The organism is Streptomyces sp. NPDC056738 (genome assembly GCF_042790435.1).
Lineage (GTDB): Bacteria > Actinomycetota > Actinomycetes > Streptomycetales > Streptomycetaceae > Streptomyces.
Genome location: NZ_JBHTZF010000001.1, coordinates 259,335 through 285,226, shown reverse-complemented (window position 1 = coordinate 285,226; position 25,892 = coordinate 259,335). Strand labels below are relative to the sequence as shown.

Below are 25,892 nucleotides of genomic sequence, written 5' to 3'. Positions count from 1 at the left end.
AAGCCTGCTGGCCGGTCCGCGAAAACCCGTTGGCTGGTCCGCTGCTCGGCTGCGACGATGCCCGCTGATTCTCTAGCGGAGGACATTTGTTCGTTTTCGTGTGCGGGGTGTGGCGCCAGTCTGACCGTCCCGCTGTCCCAGGTCGCACTGCCGACCCACGCCCGTCAGAAGTACGGGAACGGAATTCAGCTCCCGGTGCTCATGGAGTCGGGCACGTTCGCCGTGGACCCGGAGCCCTGGGGGCCGCCGTGGCGAAGCTGGGAGAACCTCGATCCGGACGAGGCGGCGGACCGCGGCGTCTACGCACCGGTCCACGCCCTGTCCGAAGGCGCGCCCGGCGCGATAGTCATCGCACCTGGGGAGGTCCGAGGCACAGTACTCGTCCCGGAGAACGCGGGCGGCTACTGCTGCGGCCTCGACTGGGGAGACAGCCCCAACCTGGCCTGCGAGGCGTGCGGCCTGCCGGTGGCGAACCGAATCGACGACTGCTCACTCTGGCAGGCGGTCTGGCTCGTGCCGGACGCCGTGCGCCGTGTCCACGTCGGCGACGCCGAAACCGCGCCGCTCTCCTGGGCGGAAGCGCTGGCGAGGGAGAAGGGCACGCTCCCGGTCGCACCGCTCGCCCGATGGGGTTCGCTGCACGAGCTGGACCACTGGTGGTCATGGAACCCGCAGTGGGAGGCAGCGGCCAGTCGGGCGCTCGCACACCTGCTGGCGGCCTCGGACGGTCGGCCCGTGACGGTCCCGCAGGGCCTCATCGCGGAAGTCTTCCAACGTGCCCTCGACGTATTGCTGCCTGCGGGCCCGCAGCCACGCCGAGCCGTCCTCGCCGGACCAGGACTGCCCGCCCCCGACACGGACGCCGACATACTCCTCCTACCCACCCACCCCCAGACAGGAGAGCTCTGGGGCCCGACCGGCCCAGTGGCATCGGCCTACCCCGTGCCGCTGCCGTTCGGGGTGTGGAAGTGGCTGGCATCCCCCGAGCCGCACCTCCCACTCCCCGCCGCGGGCACCATGCCAGACGGCGTTCTACGCGACGATCCGCCCGCGCCGCGCCCTCATCGCCTGTTCCGCTTCGACCCGAGCATCTTCGAGCACACCCTGGTCCGGCTGCTGGCCGTCCGCGGCCGATGGCTGCGCGAGATCCTTGACGATCGCACGCAGCACATGCGCGCGGGGATCTACTAAGGGCTCGTTGCAGAATGAAAGGCCTGATGGACGTGGGCAGGGTAGGGCGGTGACTTATGGGCGACGGAGTACCTCAGCCTGGACACCGCCGCCATCTGCCCAGGTCCGCAGCCACTGTCTGAGTGACGCGGTTGTGTGGCAGAGACCGTCGTGGGGGTTTTGGCCTTCGTCTGGGTCCCACTCGTCCGCGTCGAAGAAGAGCACGGGGTTGTCGGCTGCGAGCAACGAGACGTACCACTCCATCGAGCAGCCGCCTGGCGCAAGAAACAGCCAGGAAGTCGGCATGCCGAAAGTGCGGCTGCGCTCGTGCTCGCGGACTGAGGAGGGCCAGTCGGTCATGTGCCCCGGGGCGCGCTGGCCTGGGGTCAGCGATGCGATGCCGGCTTCGGGTCCGAAGCCACCGTTGCCGACCTCCGTGTAGATCCGGCGGAGCAGTTCCGGCAAGGGGTACCCGATGGCGCTTTCCGCAGCCTCGATCTCCTGCTGCGTGATCGGCGGGAACAGTGGCCCGCGCGGGGCATCTGCAAAGTAGCCTGCTACTTCCGGGGCCTGCGCGTCGAGTGTGACCGTCCTGGGACTGCGCGGACCCCTGAGGTGCTCAAACTCTTCTCCACCAAAGTGCTTTCTGATCCAGGCGAGTGGGACCTCGGCGGTGTCGAACCGCAGGCCCGGATCCCAGGCTCGGACACGCAGCTTCTCGATCAGCGCGTCGTCGGGCCCATGATGCTCGTCCGGAACGGCATGATCTGTTGCAGTCTGGAGGGAGGAACCGGTTCGCCCAGCGGAGGTCATGCCCCAGGAGCCTACTGCCGGGGTCGGACAGCCTTGCGAAGACGCCGCAGGCAGATGACTGAGCAGGCCAGTTCGAGCAGGCCTTGATGAAGGTCGGCGCGGCGCTCGTAGCGGACGCGGAGACGTTTGAATTGGTGCAGCCAGGCGAACGCGCGCTCGACGACCCAGCGCACCTTGCCCAGCCCAGATCCGTGGGCGATGCCACGCTGGCGATCGTCGGCTTGATACCGCGCTTCCGCAGCCAGGCGGCGGTATTTGTCGAAGTCGTTCGTAGCCACGGTCGGCGTGCACGCGGCGAGGCTTGCGGCGGGGCCGTCCCGCAGACCTCGGGTTGGCGGGACGGCGTCGAGCAGGGGCAGTAGCTGGGTGACGTCGTGACGGTTGCCGCTGGTGAGCGTGACGGCGATCGGGGTTTCGTGACAATCGACGATCAGATGGTGCTTGGAGCCTGGACGAGCACGGTCGACGGGCGAGGGGCCGACGTGATCTCCGCTTTGAGAGCCCGGACGTGCGAGCCGTCCACGGCGCAGTTGTCCAGTTCCAGCGCGTTCGCGTGGCGGAGTTCGGTCAGCAGGGCGGAATGCAGGCGCGGCCAGATGCCGGCCGCCGTCCAGTCCCGCAGTCGACGCCAGGCCGTAACTCCGGAGCAGCCTACGGTCTCGACCGGGACGTCGCGCCAGGCAAAGCCGGTCCGAAGCACGTACAGAATGCCAGCGGGGGCGGCCCAGTCCGGAACGCGAAGTCGCCGGGGGTAGCAGTGGCGTCGTTCGGGGGCGGGTGGCTGCAGCGGAGCCACTCGCTCCTACAAGTCGTCAGGAACAAGATCAGCGCGCACCCGCCCACCCTGCCGATCAAGATCGCCGAGTGCAAGAATTGAGCTCAACTCATTCTGAAGCGATCGGTAAGTGCTCGTCGCAGAATGAGACGCCCGTGACCGGCCGGGCTTCCCGATCCGCCCCTCCCTTCCAGGTACGGCAACCTCCCCATCGCCGACCGTCAGCCGCTTGGATAGGCTCCGCGGGAACCCTTCAGGAGGTGTCATGTCGAAGGTCACCATCAGCCTGGACAGCGATTTGGCCATCGAAGTCATGCTGCTGGCCGGCACCAGGAGCCCGCAGGACGCTGTCGAGTTGATCGTCCGGGACTACCTGGCACGGGGTCACCGAACCGAGGCTCGTGCCGGTGTCGCCCCCGACCAGGAGCGCCTCGCCGACCGGCGGTCAGCGCCGGAAGAGGGCCGATGAGCACTTCGGGCGAGAGTGGCGTATCGGCTGGCGGCTGAAAGTCCTTCTGGGCAGGGTCCGGCTGGGGTCTATCGATCTTGTCTCCGACGACCTGTGGGAGTGAATCGCTCCACTGCTGCCAGAGCGGCCGCCTCGACGTCACCGCCAGCCCGGACAACTGCCGGTGCCGGACCGGGCTGCACCGGTGGGCATCGGAACCGGGCAACCGACCCAAGCGGCTCTTCGTCGACCGACGGTATGACTACGACAAGTACCGCTATCTGCTACGGAAACGCGGCATCAGACCCCTGATCACCCGACGCGGCGTCGCCCACGGCTCCGGCCTCGGCCGCACCCGCTGTGTCGCCGAGCGGGCCTCCGCCTGGCTCCATCAGTTCAAACGACTCGGTGCCCGCCGTGAGCAACGAGCCGACGTCCACCAGGGACTTCTCGAACTCGCCCACACCATCATCTGCCTTCGGCAACCCCGCATACGGTTTCTGAAATGATCAGCTAGTAACGCCAATGGGTCAGGCGTCGGCGCACTCGTCGACGACGGCACAGGCGCGGCGGATACCACCCACGTAGTCGGAGATGTCGGCATCGCCGCGCACGTGGGGCGCGTCCTGGAACCACTGGCTCCACAGGCCGCCTTTCTGGAGGAGGCGGCCGGCCCGGTCGCCTTGCAGGACGGAGTCGGTGTACGCCAGGGCGCCCATGGCCGTTGGCTGGTCGTAGGCGAGGTCGGGCCGACGCAGGTACCGATCCAGGTATGCGGCGAGCAGGTCGGCGTCGCGCGCGGTGCCGAAACTCGCCAGCGCAAGGCAGTAGGCCCCACCCGCGCAGCAGAGCTCGCTCTCCAGCAGCAGCGCTCCCAGACGCTCGCGGAAGTGGTCACGACGCGAGACGGCGGCGAGCCATGCCGCGGTGCGCCGCTCCCGCCAACTGCCTTCGAGGAGAATGGTGAGCTCGGCGTCGGAAACAGCCTTCGCATCAGCGGCCAGGGCATGAACGAACGGCTCGTACTTCTCGGGCGGCATACGAAGGACCGCTCCGCCGAGCTTCATATAGCGTCGCTCGGGGGCGCAATAGCGCTGGAACAGGTCCCGTATCTCAGAGTCGTGGCGGATCACGACTCCATCCTCTCGCGACAACCACGCAGTTGAGGGCGGGGACGGAACGCAAGTCCACCCGAGGGCGCCACCTCGGTGGCTGATATCAGGAGCGGGCCGGACACGCGCGTAGGACTCGCTCCCACGCGTCGTACGCGGACACCTCCGATGCCGGTCGGCCGTCTTGGACCGTCTGCCCATTCCCTTGGGTAGTGGTGGTTGTGGAGGGCCGGGCACTCCCACTGACTGGGGGCAAGATAGAGGCTGTTGGTGAGTGACCCGGAGCAACGGATTTAAGCCCAGAGCTACTACTTTGGGGACCACTATCTCCGGCTCCGCGAACCAGCCCGATGATCACCTATCGTCTCCCGGCGGCCGTTGCTCGACCTGCTCGACTGCCCGGCGAACGGCAGTGCGAAGTTCCTCGTCAGGCTCGTTCCGCCTGAGTACGGACTTGAGAGAAACATGCGCTGCCGCCCGTACATCGGGATCCGGGTCACGGAGCGCGGCCGCGATGATCGGCGCGTGCGTCACGGCGTCGGGGCCGAAGATGCCGAGACCCTCGATCCCTGCGCGCCGAACGAGCGCATCTTGTGCCGCCGTAGCCGCGACGAGGAGTTCCAGGGCCTCAACAGGTGCCTCCGCGCACACCAGCGCCAGGCCGAAGAGAGCCTGCTCGAACTCTGCGGTGTCGTGACGGGTTGCTGCGGCGAGCCGCATGAGCGCCTCGCTCACCGCCGGCGAACTGGTGGCACGAAGGCTGACCTCGTCGACCCGGGTGGGGGCGGTGTCGTCGTCCATCCGGCCATCCTGCCAGCAGCCGAAACCCGAATCCCAAAGCGGGGGAGCAGCAGGTCCGGCCGCCGCGAACGACCTGCTGGGCTGCATTGCGCACACCCCGCTCGCCACCTGCTGCCTCGGCTCTGTGCCGGGGGTCAGTACGGTTCTTCCCGCCACTCGAGGCACGTGGGCCTTTGACCGCCGGACAGGACGAACTCCTTCACGGCCCGGCGCACGACGTCGACAGGGACTTCCGGCGGCTCCAGGAACTCTCGGGGGTAGGTGTTGAACATGTAGGTCGCGACGGGCACGGTGGCCTTGCCGGCGGGGATCAACGCGCCCTCCTCACCCGTGCTGTAGGAGAGGATGCCGAAACGCCCATCGGCGCTGACCCCGACCAGGAAGATGTGGTCCGGCAGGCCCGACGACAGCATTTGGCGGTCCAGGGACTCCAATTGGGCCCCTTTGTGAAGCGGGCCGGCGACGATCAACGCGTCCACCATCGCGTCGATCGCGTGCTCCGAATCGAGCAGCAACGGTGCATCCCGGTGCTCCTCCTTGAAGACTGCCACCGCGCCCCGCAACATCCCGCGCCCCCGTCGTTCTGGTGATCCCCGTGCCATGCCGGGGCGACGCACACTACTGTCCCGGCCCGGAACCTTAGTCGCGGCGACCTGCTCTGTTAATTGATCTTGTGGCAGGTCGAGTCGATTCGACGGACACGCCCTGGGAGGGCAGCGCATAGAGCCCCTGCTGCCGCCCCCAGGCTGTTCAGGACAAGGCGGACCCGTGCCCCGCTGTCGGCCGAGGATGCGCGGCGCCGCGTTGCCGTGGAGACTCGGGGTACCGGCGCGAGAAGGAACACCACTCGACGGGAGACGGCCGCGCATGGCGACACTCATCGCGGTGAACGTGGGGCTGCCCCAGGATGTGCCCTGGAAGGGCCGCACCACCCGCACGGGCATCTGGAAGCGACCGGTCGAAGGACCGCGCATGGTCCGGCGGCTCAACATCGACGGCGACGGGCAGGGTGACCTGGGCGGTCACGGCGGCCCCTTCCGTGCCGTCCTGGTCTACCAACTGGACTCCTACCGATACTGGCAGGAGCATCTGGGGCGGGACGACTTCGTCCACGGTCAGTTCGGGGAGAACTTCACGGTCGACGGCCTGCCGGACGACGAGGTCTGCATCGGGGACCGGTACCGCATCGGGGACGCCCTGTTCGAGGTCACACAGCCCCGTGTGACGTGCTACCGCGTGGGCCTGCGCATGAACGAACCCCGGATGCCCGCTCTGCTCGTGGCCCATGGCCGTCCCGGCTTCTATCTGAAGGTGCTGGCCGAAGGACTCGTGCGGGCGGGCGACGACATCGTCAAGATCGCCGACGGTCCGGAGGGCATGACCGTGGCGGACATCGACGCCCTCCTGTACAAGGCCGACCACCCCCAGGAGCATCTCGAACGGGCCCTGCGCATCCCCGCGTTGAGCCCCGGCTGGCGGACATCCATGCAGTCGCTCCTCGACGAGGCGCACGGCACCGGGGCGTCCACCGGCAACGCCGGGCTGACCGGCGCGGCGGCGGTTCCACCACCCGCCTGGCAGGGATTCAGGCCTCTCACGGTCACCGCGATCGTCCCGGAGAGCTCCGACGTCTTCTCGCTCCTCCTCGGCGCCCCGGACGATGAACCGCTCCCCTCCGCCCTGCCCGGCCAGTTCGTCACGGTCCGCATGCAGCCGGACCCGCAGGGTCCTTCCGTCATCCGTAGCTACTCCCTGTCGGGGCAGCCCGGTGACCCGTCGTACCGGATCAGCGTCAAGCAGGAACCGCACGGCGTCGGCAGCGTCTACCTGCGGCGGCACGTCGCCGTGCACGACACCCTGGACGTGGCGGCGCCCCGAGGGACCTTCGTCCTCGGTGAGACCTCGGCGCCCGTGGTGCTGATCTCGGCGGGGGTAGGGGCCACTCCCGTCCTGGCCATGCTGCACAGCCTGGTCGCCATGAAGCACCCTCGCCAGGTGTGGTGGATCCACGGCGCACGCGACGGAGTCGAACATGCGTTTGCTCCGGAGGTCGGCGGCTTGCTGTCGCGCCTGCCCGCCGGGCATCGCTACGTCGCCTACAGCCGTCCACGTGACGACGACCGCCTCGGCGAGGACTACGACGGTGTCGGCAGGCTGTCCGGCGCGGTCCTGACCGGCCTGGACCTGCCGCCGGAGGCGCGCGCGTACGTCTGTGGGCCGACCGCGTTCATGGATGACATGACCGCGGCTCTGGTGGGCTGCGGGCTGGAGCCGTCGCGGATCCATACCGAGATGTTCGGGACGGTCTCCGCGATCACGCCCGGCGTGCTGCCCACCGACGCCCGCGCACCCCACGCGCCCGCCTCCCCGCCCGGGCCGGGCACCGGGCCCTCCGTCTCGTTCGCCCGCAGCGGCCTCACCGTGCCCTGGGACGCCGGCTACGGCACTCTCCTCGATCTGGCCGAAGCCTGCGACGTTCCCGTCCGGTGGTCCTGCCGCAGCGGGGTCTGCCACACCTGTGAGACCGCCCTCGTCTCCGGCCGGGTCGACTATTCACCCGACCCCATCGACGCCCCGGCCGACGGCAACGTTCTCATCTGCTGCTCGCGGCCCCACCAGGACGTGATCCTCGATCTCTGACCAGGGGTGGCCACGTGAACCCCATTCGTCGGGTCGTCCACGCGTACGTGCTCGACACCGCGAACCGGGGTCGTTCGGGACCTCACAGCGAATGAGCGGAGGCGAACCCATAGGCTCTCCGGTCATGAGTCACAGCGGTTCGCAAGCGGCGGCATTCTTCCGAGACGTCAGCCGAAGCGGGGTGGTCTGGTTCGTCCGGGACGACGACGGAATGCCGACTCACCTCGCCGCGGACGGCACACGCAGTCTTCCCTTCTGGTCGACCTCGGCCCGCGCCGAGAGGGCAGCGAAGATCTGGGGGAACGGCCTACGCGTCGAATCCCTGTCGCTGGACACCTGGCGCGATCGCGAAATGCCCGACTACGCCAGGGATGGCCTCAAGATCGGCATCAACTGGAGCGGGTCACGCCTGACCGGCTGGGACTTCACCCCGCAGGAGGTCCTCAACCGACTGGCGGCGGCCGGCTAGACCGATGTCTGCCGATCATCAGATCGTGGTTCCGCCGTGCCGTCGACCGACGTGCAGAGGCCGCGAGGGGAGCCGTCGTGCCGGGGCGGACGCCGAGACGGGTCGGCGGCGGAGGAATCATCGCCACGCGATCGCCCCGACCGTGTGGAAGGTCCGGACCGGGTAACAGCGGGGGCCCCGGTCGTCGAGTACGGCTCAAGGAATGGCGCCGCCCGTACGCGACGGCGGACCTGCGCGACCGACGGTACGCGTGAGGGGGCTTCATTTGGTCCGCTCGCTGATCCAAGACGAGCTATCCGAGTACGTGCGTTCCAAGGTCCGAGAGGGACTCTCGCTCGGCACCCGCCGCGGCCCTGCAGAGGTCTCCGTCGAAGAGCTGGTTGCTGCCTCGTTCGGAGCCCTGCGGTTCGTATACGGCTTGGCCTCCTCGGACCAGGAGTAGTCCTCATGGCATCGCCATTTTCGGTGTGATCGCCACCAGGGCGAAGGGGTTGTGAACATCCGCACGTCGGCTGGCCGTGGTGGCTTTCTCGACTTGGATTCGGTCAATTCCGTCAAGGTCAAGTCCGGACACTTGACTGTATGTCTTCTCCGGCCCCCGTTCCGGTGAAGTCCTGACGAGCCGTCGGGCGCACCATTAGCGTGGCTCTGCCGAACGGCCGTCAAGGGGGACGCATGGCTGATGAACACACCGACAGTCGCATCGAGTTGGCCGACGCCGTTCAAGTCGTACGGGATCAACTGATCCTCGCGGCGTCACGGGCGTCTGGGCAGGACGTTGTCTTCGAAGTGGGCGACATCGAGCTGGAGTTCAATGTCGAACTGCAGAAGCAGATACAGGGCGGCGTCAAGGTGAAGGCGTGGGTCGTCGAAGCGGGGGTGGATGGGGGCGGCAGCCGCACGCGTACTCATCGTGTCGCGGTCACACTCAAGGCGCTGGACTCGCGGACCGGGCGCCCGTGGAAGGTGCGGAACGAGAAACGGGGAAGCGTAGGGAAGTTCGGCGGTGCTGAGGACGGGCGGTGAACGGGGGGAGCGTCCTGGACCGCGTCGTCGTGGTGTGGGGCGACGGCCAGGGGAGTGGGGTGCTGCTCGACCGGAGGCAGGTGCTCACCGCGTGGCACGTCGTCGCGGACAGCCGGCGCGTCGAGGTGTTTCATCCCACGTCGAGCGTACCGGTGATGTGCACGGTCGGCTGGGCGGACAAGGAACACGACATCGCGGTGCTGCTCGCCGACAGGGATGTGATCAGTGCCGCACGCGCCGCGCCGATGGGCCGTCTGAGGTACGGCGAAGCCGCCACCGACTCCCCTCTGCCGAACTGCCAGATCGTCGGCTTCCCTGAGGTTCAGCGCTACGGGGATCGGTGTGAGGATCTGGAGTACGACCAGTACAGGGCGACGGTGCTGCCGATGGCCGGACGGATGAGGGGAAGGCTCGTCTGCGAACTGGACCGGTCGGCGGCCGAGGACCGAGGGGACGGAACCACCCCTCTTGCCGGGCTGTCTGGAGCCCCGGTCTTCGCGGGTCCTGTGCTGCTCGGTGTGGTGACCCAGGTGCCGCAGGGCCGCGACCACCTCAGGATCGAAGGGGCACCGATCAGGTCCGCCGCTGACGTGAGCGACGGACCGTTCTCGCGCAACTCGCGCCCGGAGAAGGTCACCCAGGTCCACCCCCAGGACGAGCACTTCGAGGCGGAGTACGCCAGGGATCTGAGCTCTCAGTACCGCCGGACGGAGATCTTCGGCATCGAAGAACTCGGCCGGAGCGAGGCCCGCTGGGACCTGGACACCGCCTACTTGAGCCTGCGGGCCGAATCCAGCTCGCACGCGGAGAGGCCGTGGGCCGAACCGGACTGGGGCGTCACGAGGCGCATCGAGGAACTGCTCGCCAGGCGGCCCCGCGTGCTGCTCCGGGGCGAAGCGGGGGCCGGGAAGACGACGCTCGTGTGGTGGCTCGCCGCCCATGCCGCGAGCGGCACTCTCGGCGAGCAGCTGACCGAGCTGAACGGGCTTGTTCCGTTCGTGATCCCCTTGCGTGAAGTACACGCGCGCGGCGGTTTCCCCTCGGTGGCGCAACTTCTCTCCCCGAGTCAGACGATCACGGGCGGCCCGCCGGACGGCTGGGCCGCCCGGGTTCTCACGGCGGGCCGGGCACTGCTCCTGGTGGACGGCCTGGACGAGGTGTCCGCGCCGCAGCGGGAGGAGGCCCGACGCTGGCTTTCGGACCTCCTCGATCGTTACCCCAATACCCGATGTGTGGCGACCGTCCGACCCAACGCGGTCGAAGAACAGTGGCTTGAGCAGGACCGCTTCGCCGAGCTGACGCTGCTGCCCATGAGCGACGACGACATCCGTGCCTTCGTCCGGGCTTGGCACAACGCGGCCCGCCTCGAATGCGATCACTTCTACGACGCCGGGCGCCGCGGGGAGGAACAGCAGCTCCTCACCTTCCTCGAAGGAGATCTGCTGCACCAGTTGAAGCGGAACACCGCGCTGGGTGACCTCGCCCGAACCCCCTTGTTGTGTGCCGTGATCTGTGCCCTGCACCGCCGCCGTCGGGGACTGATGCCCACCACCCGCTGGTCGCTGTACCGGGCTGCCCTGTCCATGCTTCTCGGCGGGCGCGACGCAGGGCGGGGCGTTCGGCACATCGATCACATCGCCCTGGAACCGGACGACCAGCACACGCTTCTGCAGCGGCTCGCCATCTGGCTGGTGCGGACCGGACAGCAGCAGATGACTCAGGGCGATGCCGTTCACCAACTCGGCCTGCTGGTGGGTGACATGCCGCAGGTACAGGAACAGGGCACCCCCGAGCGCATCCTCCGCTTCCTTCTCGACCGCAGCGGACTGCTCCAGGAACGCGGGGACAACGCGATCCAGTTCATCCACCGCACGTTCCAGGACTTCCTGGCGGCCAAGGAGTTCCACGAAAGCGGATATCTCCCCGAACTCCTGCACCACGCCCTCGACGAAGCCTGGCAGGACGTGCTGGTGCTGGGCGTCGGCCACGCCTCACGCTGGGACGCCGAAAGGCTCATCGAGCACCTCATCGCTTTCGGTGACCAAGCAGTGAGCCGGGAGCAGCGGTGCTCTTTGTACGTCCTGGCGGCCCGCTGCGCTGTCAGTCTGCGACAGCTGAGCTCCGGACTGACATGGGCGTTGAAGAGCCGTGTGGGAGCGCTGATGCCGCCCCTGGACACGGAAGTTGAGGACATGGCGGCGCTGGGCGACTGGGCCGTGGAGGTGCAGCCGGACTCGGACGGTCCCGTTGGTTCGGTGACCCGGTCCACGGTGCGGCTGCTCGCACTCGTGCGCAGCGACAAGGCGAGACAGAAGCTTCGGAGATACGCGACCCATCCCGATCCGCAGATTCGCAATGAAGTCGCCAGGGTGTGGGATGCCCATCCTCTGGAGGCGTACGCGAATGAGGTACTGGTAGGGATGCGCGTGCCCTTTCTGGCTGTCGACCAGCCGGAGAAGCTCAAGCGGCTGAGCGTCTTCGAGGCCATCGCCGAAATCTCGGTGAGCGGTTCGTATCCGGGGGTCGATCTGGACGCTTGTCTGCCGGTGGACCTGAAGTCCCTCGCGCTGCGGGGAAACGGCCTGGTCAGAAACCTCGACTTCCTCCGAGGCCGCGTGGGCCTGACACGGCTCGAGGTTTGGGACTGCCAGTCACTCAGCGACCTCTCGGCCCTGCTTGAACTCAATCTGTCCTATCTCAGGCTGAGTTCGGGCGCGGCGGTCCTCCCGCCGCATCCAGGTGTCCGCGAACTGATACTCGGGGCCGAATACGGCCATGGGCTCACGGACCTGAAGTCCTGGACGTACCTGGAACACCTGACCCTCTGGGGCGACCGGAACGTACCGGAGATTCTCCGGGCCGCGCTCGGCGCGGCCAGGCTCACGCGGATCGAGCTGAGAGTCGGCTCCCTCGACGACTTGACCTCCCTCGACCCGAATCCTCGTGTCCAGAGCCTGAAGATCAGCGGTCTGCGCAACCACACCCGCATTCCAGAGTTACGTAGGGCCTTTCCCCACCTGACGACTCTGGACCTGGGGCTGGACGGTGGTGGTCCCGAGGTACTCGATCTGACGGACTTGCAGAGGCTGCCGGACCTGGAGCTCTACGTATGGGGCGTGCTCCCGGGGCGCTCCGCCATCCTGGGCACGGAAAGGTTCGGAGACCGGATCCAGCTCAGCAACCAGTAGCTGACCACTCAACCCAGCCCGACCCGCTCGGCGGCGAACCGCGCGCCCTGCTCGACGCTGCCGTTGAGGTGGTACGTCAGGTGCGCGGCGCTGTTGCGGCCGTTGCCGCAGACCGGGTCGCCGGTGTTGCAGAACTCCTTGGCCCTGGCGCCGAACACGTCGCTGGCCGAGGCGATGGTGCGGCCCGAGAGACGCAGGGGGTTGCCGAAGACGACGACGGCCTTGACGCGACCGGCGAGTCCCGCGGGAATGGTGCGGCCGCTGCCCAGCCGTGTGGAGATTCCCAGGGCGATGTCGGTGACGCTGGCGCCCTGGGAGTAACCGCCCAGCACGAACGACGTGTTGGGGCAGTTGGCCGCCGTGGCCTTGACCCGGTTCGTCATGTCGGTGGCGCCGGGCCCCGCACTCGTCTGGGAGAAGTTCGCCGCGTAGTCGACGGCGTACGACGACACGGTCCGGCCCGGCAGGGCGTTCTTGATGTTCCTCACCAGGGGGGTTCCGGTGATGCCGAGCCCGGGGGCTTCTCCGGTGCCCCGGGCGAAGACGACCTCGACGTCGGAGCACGGGGCGGCGGACGCCATGGAGGGCAGCAGGGTGAGGCCGGCCGCGCTGAGAGCGCCGACGCCGGCGAGGGATACGAGAGTGAGACGACGCCGTGACGCATGACGGGACATGGGGTTCCTCTTTCTCGAGCGGTGGTACGAGTGCTCGAGACATGGGTCGTTCTCCGAGCACACAAGCACCGTAGGAAGCCCTACGCCTCGTACGTATCGGTGGAATCACCAGTCGACCACCGGTGCACCCCTGTCGGGTGGACGGTCCGCAATGCCGGGGAACCGGGCCCGCGGCTGTCGGCAGCTCGTTACCATCGGGCACAGCAAGACCGCAGAGAACGGTGGTGCGCGTGGGCCATGGGACGACTGGCACGGATCCCGACCGACCGGACGCTCATCCTGCGCGAGCCGAGCAACTGCCGTCCGAACACGCGGAGATGACACTCGGTCTTCGTCTCTTGCGCGACGGTCCCGTCTCCGACGCCCACAACCTTCTGCTCCTGGCCGCCAGAACCCTGCGAACGACCGACGCGGCCCGCTCACGCGAGGCGGGTGTCCAGGCCTCTCTGGCAGCCTGGTCCGCTGGCGATCGCGACGGATACCTCGCGGCGCTCGATGAGCTGTGCCCTCCGGACGGCCCTCCAGCCGGGCCTCCCGACGGGGAACCTCTCGCCGAGGCTGCCGGCCGCGATCCGGTCGAGGTGTTCTGGCGTGCGTACCGCGACGGCATGCACCGTGCCCTCCACGGCGACTTCGAAGGCGCCCATGCGCTGCTCGGCCCCGTATTGAACGTACTGAAGGCACAACAGGAGGCTTCTCGGCTCCTCTCCGCGGGCACGATCGCGCTCATGCTGGGTGACCTCGCGACGGCGCGACAGGTCCTCGGCCTCGCACTGGCCACCGCCCGCTCCGAGACGACGCCGACGTTCCTTCCCCGCATCCTGGAGCACCTCGCCTACGCCGAACTGCGTGAGGGCAGACACCACCAGGCCCGTGTGCACGCGGAGGCCGGGCTGGAGGCCGCTGCCGAGCACCCGCAGAGCAATGTGACGGCGGGGCTCTCCGCGGTTCTGGCCCTGGCCGCCTCCATCGCGGGCGACCCGGCCGTGGTCGCCGCGCACGCGCAGTCGGCTCTGCGCATCGCCCACGCCCACGGGCTCGGTCAGACCAGGACGCTCGCCGAGTGGGCCCGGGCCCGCGCGGACCTGGGCCACGGCAACGCCGAACACGCCGCCGCGCGACTGGCGCCGCTCGTTCACGCGGGACCGCGCCAGGGGCATTTCGGTCTGTGGATGATGGCGGTCCCCTGCTACGTCGAGTCCGCGGTCCTCGCAGGCCACGACATGGACGCGGACGTGGAGCGCCTGATCGACCAGTACGCCCAGTGGGCCGCGCGGGGAGCGGACCCGCAGGCCCCGGCGGTGGTGCTGCGCTGCCGGGCGCTGGTGGCCGACGACGAGCGGACCGAAGACCTCTTCATCGCGGCCCTGGCCCGACACGGGACGGTCGACAGCCCCTACGAGCACGCCCGGACGCACCTCGCGTACGGGATGTGGCTGCGACGACGACGCCGTCCGGTGGAGGCACGTACCCAACTACGCAGCGCCGTCATGGGGTTCGACCAGTGCGGTGCCGCTGTATGGACCGAGCAGGCCGACGCCGAGCTCAGGGCGGCCGGCGAGACGCCCACCGCCGTGACCTCGCCCCGATCCGAGACGGGCCCGCTGACCGAGCTCACCCCGCAGCAGCGGCGCATCGCCCGGTCGGTGGCCCAGGGCGCCACCAACCGCGAGGTGGCACGCCAGTTGTCGATCAGCACCCGCACGGTCGAGTACCACCTGCGCAACATCTTCACCCAGCTCGGAGTCCGCTCCAGGACGGCCCTGGCCCGACACCTCGACCTGGATCGCGTCGATGGACCCCACGAGCGTGCGCGGTCTGCCGGGCCCACGACTCATGAGGACGAGCGGACCGCGTCCTCCCAGGCGTAGGGACTGCGGTAGTGGTTCTTGTGTCCCGCGGCGAGTACGTGGCGCAGCTCGGCCAGGTGTCGGGTGTTCGAGGGGAGATCGAGTTGGTCGAGCAGGTCCAGCGCGGCGGCCGGTTCCAGGTCGCCGTAGACGTCGTGGAAGCTCGCCCGAAGACCGAGAAAGACGGCTGAGTGCAGGGTGGGAAGCCTCAGGGCGGTGCTGTACGTCGATTCCTTCGCCGTCCAGGGCACAGGGCCCGAGCACTCCAGCACCCGACGGGCCCGGCGAAGCAGGGCTTCCGATCGCTCGGCCACCACGCGGTCGATGTCGTCGCCGAGGACCTCGGCGAACGCCGTCGCGGACGTGGTGTGGTCCTCGAACCAGTCCACCCACAGCGAGTAGGTGACGGCCTCGGCGTCCCTGTCAGCCTCCAAACGCCGTCGGTAGCCGTCCCACAGGACGTCGGCCGGCAGGGGACCCTCCGCACTGTCGTTCGCGAACCGGATTTCGCACGTCACCCAGTAGTCGTCGAGGAGGTCCAGCAGCCCCAAGGCCAGCCGCACCTGGTCGCCCGCAGTCAGGTCTTCGGAGAACACGTCGGCAGCCCAGGAATGCGCCACCTGGTTGGCTGTGAGCAGCACGTCAGGCTCCTCGTCGCTCACCCACCCGTCGCGCACTTCGCTGACGCCCTGATCAGCCAGCCAACGCCGCGCAGCCTCCACGGCTTGCATCTCCATCGGGGAAGTATGGCAAGCCTCGCAAGTTCCGCGTGAGGCGGTTCGAGCGCGGCGCTGGTCGGTGCTGCCGCGACGCGGGCCCTGGTGCATCCGCCCGGTGTCCTTTGCCACTGCCTCAAGACGGTGTTGAAAGACGCGTCAAGATTCAGGGCGCCGTGGTGGCCCGGGAGGGGCGGGGATCGAGGTCGAGGTGTCCATCCTGTGGATGGCCGGTGAACTTCCGGTGACGCAAAATCGCCCCTCGGCGCTGAGTGGAGGGGGCACAGCTCGTGCCCCCTCCGAACCATGTCCCAGGGAATTCTCTTGATCACGAAACGGTCCGGCGGTAGTCACCGTCGTCGGATACGCCTTGCCCTGCCCGTCGCCGCCGTAGGCGTCGCCACGGCACTCGCCGCCGCGGTGATGACCTCGTCCGCTGGCGCGGCCACCGCCCTGCCCACCCCGACGGTCGCGCCGGCCATCGGTTCGACCTCGCACTCCACCTTGGAGAAGCGCGTCGCGGGCGCCATGGCCGACGACGGCGCCAAGGACCGTGCGACCGCGAAGTCGTCGCTGAGCGGCGGCACTGTCACCTCGGGCGTCGACCCCAAGGTCATCGGCGGAACCACGACGACCATCACCACCGCTCCTTGGATGGCGCAGCTCTGGTACCACGACGACCGGGGCACCACCGACACCAGTGCCGACGACGTGAGCTTCTTCTGCGGTGGCAGCGTGGTGGCACCGACGAAGATCCTGACGGCAGCCCACTGCCTCATGAACGAAGACAACCAGATGTACGACTGGCCGGCCCACGGTGCCGTCGTCACCGGTACCGACCAACTGCCGACCACCTCCGCCGGCACCACGGACCTGCACGGTGGCCAGGTCACGGCCGTGCTGCGCCAGTGGAAGCACTCCGAGTACGCCCCCATGGACAAGGAGGTGGCGGAGAACGCCGGTGACCTCGGTGTGCTCACTCTTGACGCGCCGGTCAAGGCCACACCGATCCGCATGGTCGAGGCCGGCGACACCGCCTCGTACGCCGTCGGCACGAAGGCCAAGGTCTACGGGTGGGGCCGTACCAGCTCCACCATCCAGGACCTCTCCCAGACCCTGCGGACGGCTTCGCTGACCCTCCACGCCGACAGCACCTGCTCGGGCCTCTACGACACGTTGTTCGCCCCGAAGCAGATGGTCTGCGCCGGCACCCAGAGTGGCAGCGACACCGGTACCACCGCGGCGTGCAACGGCGACTCCGGTGGCCCGCTCGTGGTGGGCGGCCGGCTCGCCGGAATCGTCTCCTGGGGCGTCAAGGACTGCGTGGCGAAGGGCTACTCCAGCGTCTTCACGAAGCTTGCCGTTTACTACGTCGGTTCCGCCTACGCCCATGTCGACGACGTGAGCCTGAGCATCTTCAACAAGAAGCCCGACGGCAAGGCCGACCTCTTCGTCCGCGAAGCCTCCACGAAGACGGGCTACGAGAAGGACTCCAACGGCACCGGTACCGGCTTCGGCGCCCGCGCCTCCTGGGGCAACTGGGGCGGCGTCAACATGGTCGCCCAGACGGACCTGAACCGGGACGGCTTCCAGGACCTGATCTACCGGGTCAGCTCCAGCGGTGACGTGTACTGGGAGCACTTCGTGCTCAACAGCGCTCGTACGAACGGCTCCTGGACCGACACGAAGATCGCCACCAACTGGAAGACCCGCACCCGGATCATCACGCCGGGCGACGTCAACGGCGACTACCTGCCCGACCTCCTGTCCGTCGACTCCGGCGGCACCATGTGGGTCTACCCGGGCAAGGGCAACGGCACCTTCGGCACCCGCTACTCGGTCCGCACCGGCTGGAACCAGTACAAATCGGTACGCGGTCACGGTGACTTCACCGGCGACGGCAAGGCCGACCTGCTCGCCCGCCAGTCGGGCAGCGACGACCTGTACCTGTACAAGGGCACCGGCAAGACCGGTTCCGAGGCGTTCTCCTCCCGGATCAAGGTGCGCAGTGCCTGGACCGGCTACAACGCCTTCGACGCGGTCGGTGACATCACCGGCGACGGCATCGCCGACTTCCTGGCCCGTACCCCCGGCGGCACGCTCTACCTCTACAAGGGCACCGCGAAGGCCACCAGCGAGATCTTCGCCACCCGGGTCTCGGTCGGCAACGGCTTCCAGTGGTACGACGTCTGGGGCTGAGGTCCGCAGGCAGGAATCGGTTCCGGAACGGGGCGGTGAGGGTCGTGCGTGCGTACGACTCGCCCGAACGTGAGTGGATCTTTCGAGGTGCACAGCGCGTTCACGGCGGCCCTCGCCGCCGCCTTTCCACTGTTCGGCACGGTCACCCGGCTGCCGGGCAGCCTTCTCCGGCGGAGTGCGGGAGCCGCCTACGCCGTGGCCCGCTGCACGCGGTAGCTCCAGTGTGCGAGTGACCGGATGACGGTTTCGGCCCCGATGGGGTTGGCGCTGTGGACGAAGATCGTTCCGATCGCGAAGGGCCGTCCGTTGAAGGCGGCTTCTTCCAGGAGGGTGACCACCGGCATGATGGTGTCGTCGCCGCCCAGATCGTGGTCGAGCCACAGCTCGTCGACGTAGCTGTCGCGATGCTCTTCCAGAAGCCGGACGCCTTCACCGCTGGTGCGGGCGATCCTCGTGCACCGGGGGAGCGGTCGTAGGTCGTCTATCCCGAGGATGACGGGTGTCGACGCGGTGGGGGCTTCGCTCATCGGGCCATTGTCACAGCAGGTGAGTGGGGCACGCGCGCGGCATTGAAGTCCACGAGCCGTCCGGATTCCTTTCCCCATCAAGGCGGACCGGATGCGACCAACAACGCGGACCGGGTGCGACCAACAACGCGGACCGGAAAGCGGCCACCAAAGCGGACCGGAACTGACCATCAACGCGAACCGGAAGCGACGAGCCTCCGCCCATCACGTCACCGGCCGGGCCTTCGGCACCGTCCACTCCGCCGGTGTCTCCGGGGTCTTCGAGGTGTACAGCACCCGTAGCGGCCGTCGTTTTGCCGGCACCGCGAACACCGTCGTCCCGCGAACGCACGTGCCGGCCTTCACGGTCGCCATGCGGGGATACTCCGGCCTCGGGAAGTCGTCGTACGTCACGCCGACCGGCTTGATGCGTTCTCCGTCCGCGTATGCGAGAACCCATGAGTTGCGGGTAACGACGGCGAAGCCGTTCTTCAGGCACGCTTTGATCTCGACGGCGGCCCACGTGTATCCAGTCGCTCCGGACTCCTCGTCGGCGGACCGTCGGAAGTCGAACTTCCCCTGCTCGTAACGGAGTACGGTCATCGCCATCGTCGCTCCGTCCGTCGTATAGGTGAAGGGGCGGCCGAACACGCGAGGCCCCTTCGCGTCCGGGTCCCGGTCCGGGCTGGGCGTCGTCGGCGTGCTCCTCTCGGCAGCCCGTGGCGTGCCGGATCTCGTCGTCGGCTTCGCGGCCTCATCGCCTCCGGCGCATCCCGTGGCCGCGGTCAGCAGTAGTGCGACGGCGACAGCGGCGGTACGGGTGCTCCTGCGCATGGTCCCCCCTGGTCGTGCGAGCCGAGGAAGGCATCATCGTGGGTGCTTCGCCCGCCTCGGATCACAGTGTTCAATCTGTGACCCACCCGCCGCCGTTGTGGCCTTGGGACGGGGCGGCAAAGGTTCGCCGCCGTGCCACATGTCCGTGGCCACTCATTTCCGGTGTCGTCATCCCGCCCACATGATCTTTCCCCTTGGCGCCCGTGCGGCCGTGGCGCAAGCACCGGACCTCCCGCTCGCCAACTTGGCGCGGTGTCCCGCGAGCAAGCGGCCGGCGAGGGGTCAGTCGACGGACACAGAGAGGGTGCCTGATGTCATGCCCCTGAAGAAACCGAGGAATCTGTTCATGGCCGCCGCCATGGCGATGTGCGTCCTCGCCGCGACGGTGGTGTGGACGCTCGTGTTCTCCACGCCCGCGAGCGCGGAGGACGACTGGCGGAACCTCGACAACCTCAACTCCGGCCGCTGCCTCGCCGTACCGGGCTCCAGTACGGCCAACGGCACGGGTCTGATCCAGTGGACCTGCAGCGACAACGCGGACCAGGACTGGACGCTGGTCAAGGTGGCGGGCGGCAACGGAGACCGCTACCAGATCCGCAACCGCCACAGCCTGTTGTGCCTCGCCATGCCCGGCGCCAGCGTGGCCAACGGCACCCAGGCCGTTCAGTGGCCCTGCGGCACCGGCGACGAACAGGTCTGGATCTACGACAGTTGGAACCGCCTGCGCAACCTGCACAGTGACAGGTGTCTCGGGATCCCCGGCTCCAGTACCGACAACGGCGCCGAAGCCGTCCAATGGACCTGCTCGGACAGCTTCGACCAGCGGTGGACCTGGTACGACCACGAGGCGGTCTCCGCCCGCCTCTACAACATGGCCACCGGCTTCTGCCTCGCCGACGCCAACGCGGACACGGCCAACGGCGCCGCGATGATCCAGTGGTCGTGCAGCAACAGCGACAGCAACTACTGGACCCTTCAGGCCGTGACCGGCGGTTACCGGGTGATCAACAAGGCGAGCGGCAAATGTCTCACCCCCGCGACCGGTACGGCCCTCGGCGCGAAGGTACTCCAGCAGCCGTGCGGCGACGGCGGCGACCAGGTCTGGATCCACGACAGTTGGGACCGGCTGCGGAACGTGCAGAGCGACTACTGCCTCGCCATCCCCAGCAGCAGCCCGAACACCGGTACGGAGGCGATCCAGTGGACCTGCACGGACAATCCGAACGAGCAGTGGCTGTGGTGACGCACCGACGGGCATGGCCCGTTCTGCTGACCGCGGTGGTCCTGGCCGTACTGATCGGCCTGCTGATGCCCCGCCCCGCCTCCGCCACGGGCACCTCGGGCGAGTCGATCGTCTACACGAACCTCGCGAGCAAGGGCGACGGCACCCGTACGCCCGACATCGTCAGCACCAGCGCGAACAACGCGGTCGTGGTGTGGCGGGAGGGACTCCGGCCCGGGAACGTGGACATGGGCTACATGCGGTACGCGTACACGACCGACGGCGGAACCACCTGGAGCCGCCCCCAGACGCTGGCCCAGGAGACCGACAGATACGCCTGGCACTACGTCATCCTCTACCGGTCCGGCAGCACCCTCTACGCCTACCTGGGGCGCACGACCATCGCGGACTCGACCGAGGCCGACGGTGACGGGATCAACAACAACGGCCTCCCGATCGACGGCACTTTCCTCAAGCGCAGCACCGACCAGGGCCACACCTGGCAGGACGCCCCCCTCACCGTGCCGGACAAGGCCAACCTCGTCCTGTCCGGTCACCCGCTCCAGCGCGACGACGGCGCGTACGTCATGCCGTACTGGTCGTCCGGGCGGGAGAACGGCACACTGATCTCCCGCGACCTGCAGACCTGGACGCTGGGCGGCCACGTCGACGGGAACGCGCTGACGGCGGGGGAGAACCAGATCGCCTACGCGCAGGTGCCCGCGGACCAGGCCCACCCGAGGAACTCGCTGTTCATGGTCGCCCGCGACAAGTCGGCCGGTGCGGCCACGTCCATGAGCACCGACGGCGGCGAGACCTGGACGGCCTTCGAGACGGACACCAGTCTGCCGAGCTACAACATCGCCCGGGCCTTCTTCACCTCGGACAGCACCGGCCAGTACCTGTACGTCTACAACGCCGGTACGGACGCGAGCAATCGCGACATCCTCAACTACAGAACGAGGCGTCCCGGCGGGTCCTGGAGCACCCCCAAGCTCTTCGCCAACGGCCCGGCGAGCGACAACACCGACCAACCGGACGGCAAGGGCTGGGACAACTACCCGATGGCCGACGAGTACGCCCCGGGCAAGTTCTGGGTCGTCTGGGAATTCGACACCACCCGCATCAAGACGAACAGACTCGACATCTCCGACACGCCCTGATCTCTGACGCGTCCTGACACGCTCGCGTCCGCTCCTACGACCCGACTTCGCCGGAGTTCGCACCTACGACCCGATCCCGCCGGTGTGCGCCGACGGGATCGGGTCGTGATGGGTACGTGCACCCGCGACCACCCGGGCCGACCCGAGGCCGGCGCCGCGAAGGACCCGCGAACGGCGGCGGGGGAAGGCGCCATTCCGGGTGGAATCGGGGCGGCCTTGCCCATTCGAACGCCGAGGTGAAGCTGCCTGTTGAGATAGTCCCTGTGCTCAACCCGTGCAGAATTGACGGGAGTTGTGAAAGGCGACAAGAATACGGCTCGCTTCGCCGTGTCCCACGAGAGCGAAGCGACGCGAGTGACGCAGGCGGCCATGTCTTTCGTCGGCCATGTCTCATGGCACCCGCCCGAGTCGACCCCTCGCACCCCCGCCACCTCCCACACCCTGACCTTCACAGAGGCTCATCTTGTCGCGTTCGCAACAAACAAGAATGCTCACGGCCCTCGCCGCGACCGCCTTCGCCGCTGCCGTGGTTCCGCTCGTCGGCGCGGGAACCGCGAGCGCCGCCACGTCCGGCGACTGCCAGTCCGCCACGGTCCAGTACCGCATCGTCGACGCGGACGGAAAGCCCGTGGGCGCGGACTGGTCGTCCCAGGGCGGGTTCCACCAGTGGGACAGCGTCCCCGGAACCGTTGAGGTCCGGCTGGCCCCGGGCCAGAGCGTCGGCGACGGCTGCAAGTACCCCGTCTCCCTCGCCGAATACACCACCGAGGGACCGAACTGGTTCACCTCCGGCCACCAGAGCCTGGTCGACAAGGCCACCGTCTACCTCACCTCCGCGGACGTCGCCGACTCGGCCGACGCGAAGCAGACCTGGCAGAAGCTCGAGGTGCGTACGCCCGACTGCTTCGGCCAGATCGACCTGTACGGCGACGACGTCTCATACGACGGCAAGACCGGCGAGGGCCACGGCCCCCTGCCGTACCAGCCCGACAACGTCGCGACCCCGTTCCACCTCATAGCCGCCTGGAACGGCGGCGACAAGGCCTGCACCCCCGCGACGCCGGACTCGCCCAGCCCGTCGCCGTCCACGCCGGCCACGCCCGCGACCCCCTCGTCCAGTGAGCCGCCCGCCGACGAGACGACGGAGCCCGCGACCACCCCCAAGCCGTCCAGCACGCCCTCCACCACGCCGGACGTGCCGCCGCTGACGTCGACGCCGCCGGCCACCCCGGCTCCCTCGCCCAGTGACAGCACGCCGCCGCTGGCCGAGACCGGTGCGAGCGGTCCGATCGGCCCGATCGCGGGAGGTGCGGCCCTGGTGATCGTCGCCGGAGCCGGTGCCGTGGTCATGTCCCGCCGCGCACGTCGCTCCTGACGCAGGTGTCCCGGGTGACCTGCGCACCCTAGGACACTCCGACGGCTCCGCCCGTACGGCGTCGACGCTCACCGGCGTCGGCCCACGGGCGGAGCCGTTCCGTTTTCGTCGGCTCCTTCAACCGGCCTTTTCGTCAGCCCTTCGTGTCAGCCGAGGCCGATTCCGAGGAGAAGTGTGCCGATGGACGCCAGCGTCAGGCCCAGCGGGATCAGGCTGACCCCGATGCCCACGCCGACGCTCTTCCGCTTCGCGAGGTACCAGGGCACGCCCAAGGAGAGCAGCGCCAGCAGGAGCAGCACCGCAGTCGCGCCGATCGCGGCCTCCGTGCGTCCGCAGGGGTTGGCGGCCGTGCACGAGTCCAAGGCCATCGGCGACATGAGCAGCAGGAACGCGGCGACGAGCTGAAGCGGCAGCGCCACCAGCGCACCGGTCAGGGGAGCGATCCACCACTTCCCCCGGGGCTTCGCCGGTTCGGCGGGGAGGGATGCGGTCGCGTACGGCGACGGTGGGGTGGACGGCTGCGTGGAGACCTGCGGTCTGGCTGGTGTGCTCATGGGCAGAGTATGACGCCCTGGTGAAGGTACGGTGAATGCCGGTCTGTTCGGGTGGGGTATCGGTGTATAGGCGGGTGATTTGCGCGCCGGTTTCGATGGCCGGGTGAATCGAGGCGGTCGTGCGCCGACGAGCCCGACGCCGTCGCGGATTCCCACGCGACGGCCATGAAAGGTGGTGGCGGGCTCCCCTGCTCATCCGGAGAGTCGTTGAGGCCCCGGAACGGTGAGGGCCCCGAACGGAGAGGTCCCCGAACGGTGTTCGGAGCGCGTGATGCGGCACACATGGTCCGGCGGCGTATCCCGCGTACCAGCCACTTCGCTCGGTTCATGTCCGGTGACCGACCGTCAGATCGTGCAATTGCGTAATTAGTACCGGGAGTTACATCTGGGGGACCGGTCGAGCTTGCTAGGGTGTTACTCGTTGGTAGCAATCCGTAGGGGGCTTCGGGGAATCGGCGCGTTTCGCCGGCTTTTCCCGGGCGGATTCGGCCGAGACGGACGTTCTGGCAAGGGGGCCAGGCGGACGCGGCATCTGCGCGTAGGTATCACGCGGCCTTCGAACTCCAGTCTTCTCGCTCACTCATCCGAACAGGTGAGACTCCTCTTATGGCTCGTTCCCTGGTCGATCTGTTAACCCTGCACGCTTCCCGCCAACCCGACCGGACCGCGTACCGCTACCTCGTCACGGGCGACTGCGACGGAGAGATCCAGGACATCTCCTATGGGCGGCTCGCCGAACGGTCCCGCGCCATCGGCGCCTGGCTCCAGGAGCGCGGCCTGGCCGGTTCCCGCGCCATGCTGCTGTATCCGCCCGGCATCGAGTTCATCTCCGGCTATCTCGGCTGCCTTTCGGCCGGGGTCGTCGCGGTACCCGGCCTGCCGCCGCACGGGCGTTCGCAGAACCACCGCGCCCTGCTCCGGATGAAGCGCCTGATCGCCGACGCGGACGCCAAGGTGATCCTGGGCGGCCGCGAAGTCATCGCGGCCCTCGCCACCATGGCGGAACACCTGCCCGAACTCGCCGAGATCACCTGCGTCGCCACCGAGGACATCCCCGACGAGGCGGCCGGCTCCTGGCGTGAACCCGACCTCACCGCCGATTCGGTCGCCTTCCTCCAGTACACCTCCGGATCCACCTCCGCCCCGCGCGGGGTGATGGTGACCCACGGGAATCTCCTCGACAACGAGCGCGTCATCACCGAGCGCATGGGCCACACTCCCGACGTGATCGAGGAGTACGACCATGAACTCTTCGTGAGCTGGCTCCCCGTCTACCACGACATGGGCCTCATCGGCCCGGTCCTGAACGCGGCCTACCTCGGCGTGACCGCCACACTGTTCTCCCCGCTGCACTTCCTGCAGCGGCCCGAGCGCTGGCTGACCGCCGTCAGCCGGTACCGTCCGCACACCAGCGGCGGCCCCAACTTCGCCTACGAGCTGTGCCTGAAGCACGCCACGCCGGATCTCGTCGAGGGCCTCGACCTGAGCCGGTGGAGGGTCGCGTTCAACGGCGCGGAACCGGTGCGGGCCGCGACCCTGCGACGGTTCACCGAGACCTTCGGCGCCGCGGGCTTCCGCCGTGAGGCCCTGTACCCGTGCTACGGCCTTGCCGAGGCCACGCTGATCGTCACCGGCAGCTCGGTGCAGGCGCCTCCCACCCTCGCCACCGCCACCGCCATCGACGAGTCCGGGCCAGGCGGCGCAGCCCCGGAATCCAGGTCGACGGACGCGGCCGCGGTCGGCTCGGGCCGTCCCGGGCCCGGCACCACCCTGGTGATCGCCGATCCCGAACGGCAGGAGGAACTGCCCGAGGGCGAGGTCGGCGAGATCTGGGTGTCGGGCGCGAGTGTCGCCAAGGGCTACTGGCGCAACGCGCTCGCCACCCGGCAGACCTTCCGGGCCACGCTCGAAGGCCGGGAGGGCCGGTTCCTGCGCACCGGCGACCTCGGATTCCTGCGCGACGGCGAACTCTTCGTCACCGGTCGGCTCAAGGATCTGATCGTCGTCGAGGGACGCAACCACTACCCGCAGGACTTGGAACTCTCCGCCGAGATGTCCCACTGGGGGCTCCGGCCCGGCTGTACCGCCGCCTTCTCCGTCGACACCGGGGGAGAAGGCGAGCGGCCGGTCGTGGTCGCCGAGACGGCGCCGGAGGCGGTGGGCGAGTCCGAGAAGATCATCGATCTGATCCGCGGCGCGATCAGCGAGGCACACGGCCTGCCGGTGCACGACGTCGTGCTCGTCCACCCCGGCACCATCCCCAAGACGTCGAGCGGGAAGATCCAGCGCCACGCCTCCCGGGCGGCGTATCTCGACGGCACGCTCTCCCTGGTCGGCGAGCCCGCGGCGAGTTGACC

Annotated in this window: 21 protein-coding genes and 2 pseudogenes; 13 read left to right on the top strand and 10 right to left on the bottom strand. The window is 68.5% G+C overall.

Going from position 1 to position 25,892, the window contains the following annotated elements; translation table 11 throughout:
- Positions 1–84 precede the first annotated feature (84 nt).
- Complete coding sequence (locus tag ACFRIC_RS01085; RefSeq protein ID WP_382778858.1) at positions 85–1,191, top strand: hypothetical protein; 1,107 nt, start codon at positions 85–87, stop codon at positions 1,189–1,191.
- 54 nt (positions 1,192–1,245) lie between these two features.
- Here the strand turns inward: ACFRIC_RS01085 and ACFRIC_RS01080 are convergent, their stop codons facing one another.
- Together ACFRIC_RS01080 and ACFRIC_RS01075 are read right to left on the bottom strand one after the other, a co-directional pair.
- Positions 1,246–1,983 (bottom strand): SMI1/KNR4 family protein, encoded by a 738-nt coding sequence (locus ACFRIC_RS01080; protein ID WP_382778365.1) that lies wholly within the window; start codon positions 1,981–1,983, stop codon positions 1,246–1,248.
- 11 nt (positions 1,984–1,994) lie between these two features.
- A pseudogene (locus tag ACFRIC_RS01075) lies at positions 1,995–2,779 on the bottom strand (IS5 family transposase).
- A gap of 244 nt (positions 2,780–3,023) precedes the next feature.
- On the opposite strand from ACFRIC_RS01075, the gene ACFRIC_RS01070 reads away from it, so the two are divergent.
- Both ACFRIC_RS01070 and ACFRIC_RS01065 read left to right on the top strand, forming a co-directional pair.
- Positions 3,024–3,227, top strand: a complete 204-nt coding sequence (locus tag ACFRIC_RS01070) for a hypothetical protein (protein ID WP_382778364.1) — start codon at positions 3,024–3,026, stop codon at positions 3,225–3,227.
- Between the two features lie 197 nt (positions 3,228–3,424).
- Positions 3,425–3,715: pseudogene (locus ACFRIC_RS01065) on the top strand (IS5/IS1182 family transposase); the annotation flags it as partial.
- 21 nt (positions 3,716–3,736) lie between these two features.
- Here the strand turns inward: ACFRIC_RS01065 and ACFRIC_RS01060 are convergent.
- The 3 genes from ACFRIC_RS01060 to ACFRIC_RS01050 all read right to left on the bottom strand — a co-directional run bounded on the left by ACFRIC_RS01060 (position 3,737) and on the right by ACFRIC_RS01050 (position 5,670).
- Positions 3,737–4,339 carry a DUF6000 family protein gene (locus ACFRIC_RS01060; RefSeq protein ID WP_382778363.1) on the bottom strand — a complete coding sequence of 201 codons (603 nt, stop codon included), beginning with the start codon at positions 4,337–4,339 and terminating at the stop codon, positions 3,737–3,739.
- A gap of 333 nt (positions 4,340–4,672) precedes the next feature.
- Entirely contained in the window at positions 4,673–5,119 is a 447-nt protein-coding gene (locus tag ACFRIC_RS01055) for a hypothetical protein (protein ID WP_382778362.1), read from the bottom strand.
- A gap of 134 nt (positions 5,120–5,253) precedes the next feature.
- Positions 5,254–5,670 carry an Imm1 family immunity protein gene (locus tag ACFRIC_RS01050; RefSeq protein WP_382778361.1) on the bottom strand — a complete coding sequence of 139 codons (417 nt, stop codon included), beginning with the start codon at positions 5,668–5,670 and terminating at the stop codon, positions 5,254–5,256.
- 316 nt (positions 5,671–5,986) lie between these two features.
- Here ACFRIC_RS01050 and ACFRIC_RS01045 point away from each other — a divergent pair, with 316 nt between their 5' ends.
- From ACFRIC_RS01045 to ACFRIC_RS01030, 4 genes are all read left to right on the top strand, one after another.
- On the top strand, positions 5,987–7,759 hold the full coding sequence (locus tag ACFRIC_RS01045) for an MOSC domain-containing protein (RefSeq protein WP_382778360.1): 1,773 nt from the start codon (positions 5,987–5,989) through the stop codon (positions 7,757–7,759).
- Between the two features lie 124 nt (positions 7,760–7,883).
- A complete protein-coding gene (locus tag ACFRIC_RS01040; protein ID WP_382778359.1) occupies positions 7,884–8,228 on the top strand; it encodes a DUF2750 domain-containing protein in 345 nt (114 codons plus the stop codon).
- Positions 8,229–8,903: 675 nt separating this feature from the next.
- The gene (locus ACFRIC_RS01035) at positions 8,904–9,254 is read left to right on the top strand and encodes a trypco2 family protein (protein ID WP_382778358.1); all 351 of its coding nucleotides are present in this window, start codon (positions 8,904–8,906) and stop codon (positions 9,252–9,254) included.
- Complete coding sequence (locus tag ACFRIC_RS01030; RefSeq protein WP_382778357.1) at positions 9,251–12,442, top strand: NACHT domain-containing protein; 3,192 nt, start codon at positions 9,251–9,253, stop codon at positions 12,440–12,442. Before ACFRIC_RS01035 ends, ACFRIC_RS01030 begins: the two co-directional genes overlap by 4 nt.
- An 8-nt stretch (positions 12,443–12,450) precedes the next feature.
- Here ACFRIC_RS01030 and ACFRIC_RS01025 read toward each other — a convergent pair whose 3' ends face one another.
- Positions 12,451–13,116, bottom strand: coding sequence for a cutinase family protein (locus tag ACFRIC_RS01025; RefSeq protein ID WP_382778356.1), 666 nt, complete (start codon positions 13,114–13,116; stop codon positions 12,451–12,453).
- Between the two features lie 608 nt (positions 13,117–13,724).
- Here ACFRIC_RS01025 and ACFRIC_RS01020 point away from each other — a divergent pair.
- Positions 13,725–14,987, top strand: a complete 1,263-nt coding sequence (locus tag ACFRIC_RS01020; RefSeq protein ID WP_382778355.1) for a LuxR C-terminal-related transcriptional regulator — start codon at positions 13,725–13,727, stop codon at positions 14,985–14,987.
- Here the strand turns inward: ACFRIC_RS01020 and ACFRIC_RS01015 are convergent.
- Positions 14,951–15,703, bottom strand: coding sequence for a hypothetical protein (locus ACFRIC_RS01015; RefSeq protein WP_382778354.1), 753 nt, complete (start codon positions 15,701–15,703; stop codon positions 14,951–14,953). The genes ACFRIC_RS01020 and ACFRIC_RS01015 overlap by 37 nt on opposite strands.
- 285 nt (positions 15,704–15,988) lie before the next feature.
- Between ACFRIC_RS01015 and ACFRIC_RS01010 the strand changes: the two genes are divergently transcribed.
- Positions 15,989–17,881 (top strand): trypsin-like serine protease, encoded by a 1,893-nt coding sequence (locus tag ACFRIC_RS01010; RefSeq protein ID WP_382778353.1) that lies wholly within the window; start codon positions 15,989–15,991, stop codon positions 17,879–17,881.
- Between the two features lie 188 nt (positions 17,882–18,069).
- Here ACFRIC_RS01010 and ACFRIC_RS01005 read toward each other — a convergent pair whose 3' ends face one another.
- Both ACFRIC_RS01005 and ACFRIC_RS01000 read right to left on the bottom strand, forming a co-directional pair.
- The gene (locus tag ACFRIC_RS01005) at positions 18,070–18,408 is read right to left on the bottom strand and encodes a cyclic-phosphate processing receiver domain-containing protein (protein WP_382778352.1); all 339 of its coding nucleotides are present in this window, start codon (positions 18,406–18,408) and stop codon (positions 18,070–18,072) included.
- Positions 18,409–18,612: 204 nt separating this feature from the next.
- A complete protein-coding gene (locus ACFRIC_RS01000; protein ID WP_382778351.1) occupies positions 18,613–18,990 on the bottom strand; it encodes a hypothetical protein in 378 nt (125 codons plus the stop codon).
- 547 nt (positions 18,991–19,537) lie between these two features.
- Here ACFRIC_RS01000 and ACFRIC_RS00995 point away from each other — a divergent pair.
- From ACFRIC_RS00995 to ACFRIC_RS00985, 3 genes are all read left to right on the top strand, one after another.
- Complete coding sequence (locus tag ACFRIC_RS00995) at positions 19,538–20,464, top strand: RICIN domain-containing protein (RefSeq protein WP_382778350.1); 927 nt, start codon at positions 19,538–19,540, stop codon at positions 20,462–20,464.
- Complete coding sequence (locus ACFRIC_RS00990; RefSeq protein ID WP_382778349.1) at positions 20,458–21,606, top strand: sialidase family protein; 1,149 nt, start codon at positions 20,458–20,460, stop codon at positions 21,604–21,606. The genes ACFRIC_RS00995 and ACFRIC_RS00990 overlap by 7 nt, the downstream gene beginning before the upstream one ends.
- 487 nt (positions 21,607–22,093) lie before the next feature.
- Complete coding sequence (locus ACFRIC_RS00985) at positions 22,094–22,981, top strand: hypothetical protein (RefSeq protein WP_382778348.1); 888 nt, start codon at positions 22,094–22,096, stop codon at positions 22,979–22,981.
- Between the two features lie 146 nt (positions 22,982–23,127).
- Here the strand turns inward: ACFRIC_RS00985 and ACFRIC_RS00980 are convergent, their stop codons facing one another.
- Positions 23,128–23,535 carry a hypothetical protein gene (locus ACFRIC_RS00980; RefSeq protein ID WP_382778347.1) on the bottom strand — a complete coding sequence of 136 codons (408 nt, stop codon included), beginning with the start codon at positions 23,533–23,535 and terminating at the stop codon, positions 23,128–23,130.
- A gap of 606 nt (positions 23,536–24,141) precedes the next feature.
- On the opposite strand from ACFRIC_RS00980, the gene ACFRIC_RS00975 reads away from it, so the two are divergent.
- A complete protein-coding gene (locus tag ACFRIC_RS00975; protein ID WP_382778346.1) occupies positions 24,142–25,890 on the top strand; it encodes a fatty acyl-AMP ligase in 1,749 nt (582 codons plus the stop codon).
- Positions 25,891–25,892 lie beyond the last annotated feature (2 nt).

Bases quoted from the DNA above. Each gene is read 5' to 3' on its own strand.
- ACFRIC_RS01080 (WP_382778365.1), bottom strand. From the start codon at position 1,983: ATGACCTCCGCTGGGCGAACCGGTTCCTCCCTCCAGACTGCAACAGAT.
- ACFRIC_RS01070 (WP_382778364.1), top strand. From the start codon at position 3,024: ATGTCGAAGGTCACCATCAGCCTGGACAGCGATTTGGCCATCGAAGTC.
- ACFRIC_RS01055 (WP_382778362.1), bottom strand. From the start codon at position 5,119: ATGGACGACGACACCGCCCCCACCCGGGTCGACGAGGTCAGCCTTCGT.
- ACFRIC_RS01045 (WP_382778360.1), top strand. From the start codon at position 5,987: ATGGCGACACTCATCGCGGTGAACGTGGGGCTGCCCCAGGATGTGCCC.
- ACFRIC_RS01040 (WP_382778359.1), top strand. From the start codon at position 7,884: ATGAGTCACAGCGGTTCGCAAGCGGCGGCATTCTTCCGAGACGTCAGC.
- ACFRIC_RS01035 (WP_382778358.1), top strand. From the start codon at position 8,904: ATGGCTGATGAACACACCGACAGTCGCATCGAGTTGGCCGACGCCGTT.
- ACFRIC_RS01025 (WP_382778356.1), bottom strand. From the start codon at position 13,116: ATGTCCCGTCATGCGTCACGGCGTCGTCTCACTCTCGTATCCCTCGCC.
- ACFRIC_RS01020 (WP_382778355.1), top strand. From the start codon at position 13,725: ATGCACCGTGCCCTCCACGGCGACTTCGAAGGCGCCCATGCGCTGCTC.
- ACFRIC_RS01015 (WP_382778354.1), bottom strand. From the start codon at position 15,703: ATGGAGATGCAAGCCGTGGAGGCTGCGCGGCGTTGGCTGGCTGATCAG.
- ACFRIC_RS01010 (WP_382778353.1), top strand. From the start codon at position 15,989: ATGTCCCAGGGAATTCTCTTGATCACGAAACGGTCCGGCGGTAGTCAC.
- ACFRIC_RS01005 (WP_382778352.1), bottom strand. From the start codon at position 18,408: ATGAGCGAAGCCCCCACCGCGTCGACACCCGTCATCCTCGGGATAGAC.
- ACFRIC_RS01000 (WP_382778351.1), bottom strand. From the start codon at position 18,990: ATGACCGTACTCCGTTACGAGCAGGGGAAGTTCGACTTCCGACGGTCC.
- ACFRIC_RS00995 (WP_382778350.1), top strand. From the start codon at position 19,538: ATGCCCCTGAAGAAACCGAGGAATCTGTTCATGGCCGCCGCCATGGCG.
- ACFRIC_RS00985 (WP_382778348.1), top strand. From the start codon at position 22,094: ATGCTCACGGCCCTCGCCGCGACCGCCTTCGCCGCTGCCGTGGTTCCG.
- ACFRIC_RS00980 (WP_382778347.1), bottom strand. From the start codon at position 23,535: ATGAGCACACCAGCCAGACCGCAGGTCTCCACGCAGCCGTCCACCCCA.
- ACFRIC_RS00975 (WP_382778346.1), top strand. From the start codon at position 24,142: ATGGCTCGTTCCCTGGTCGATCTGTTAACCCTGCACGCTTCCCGCCAA.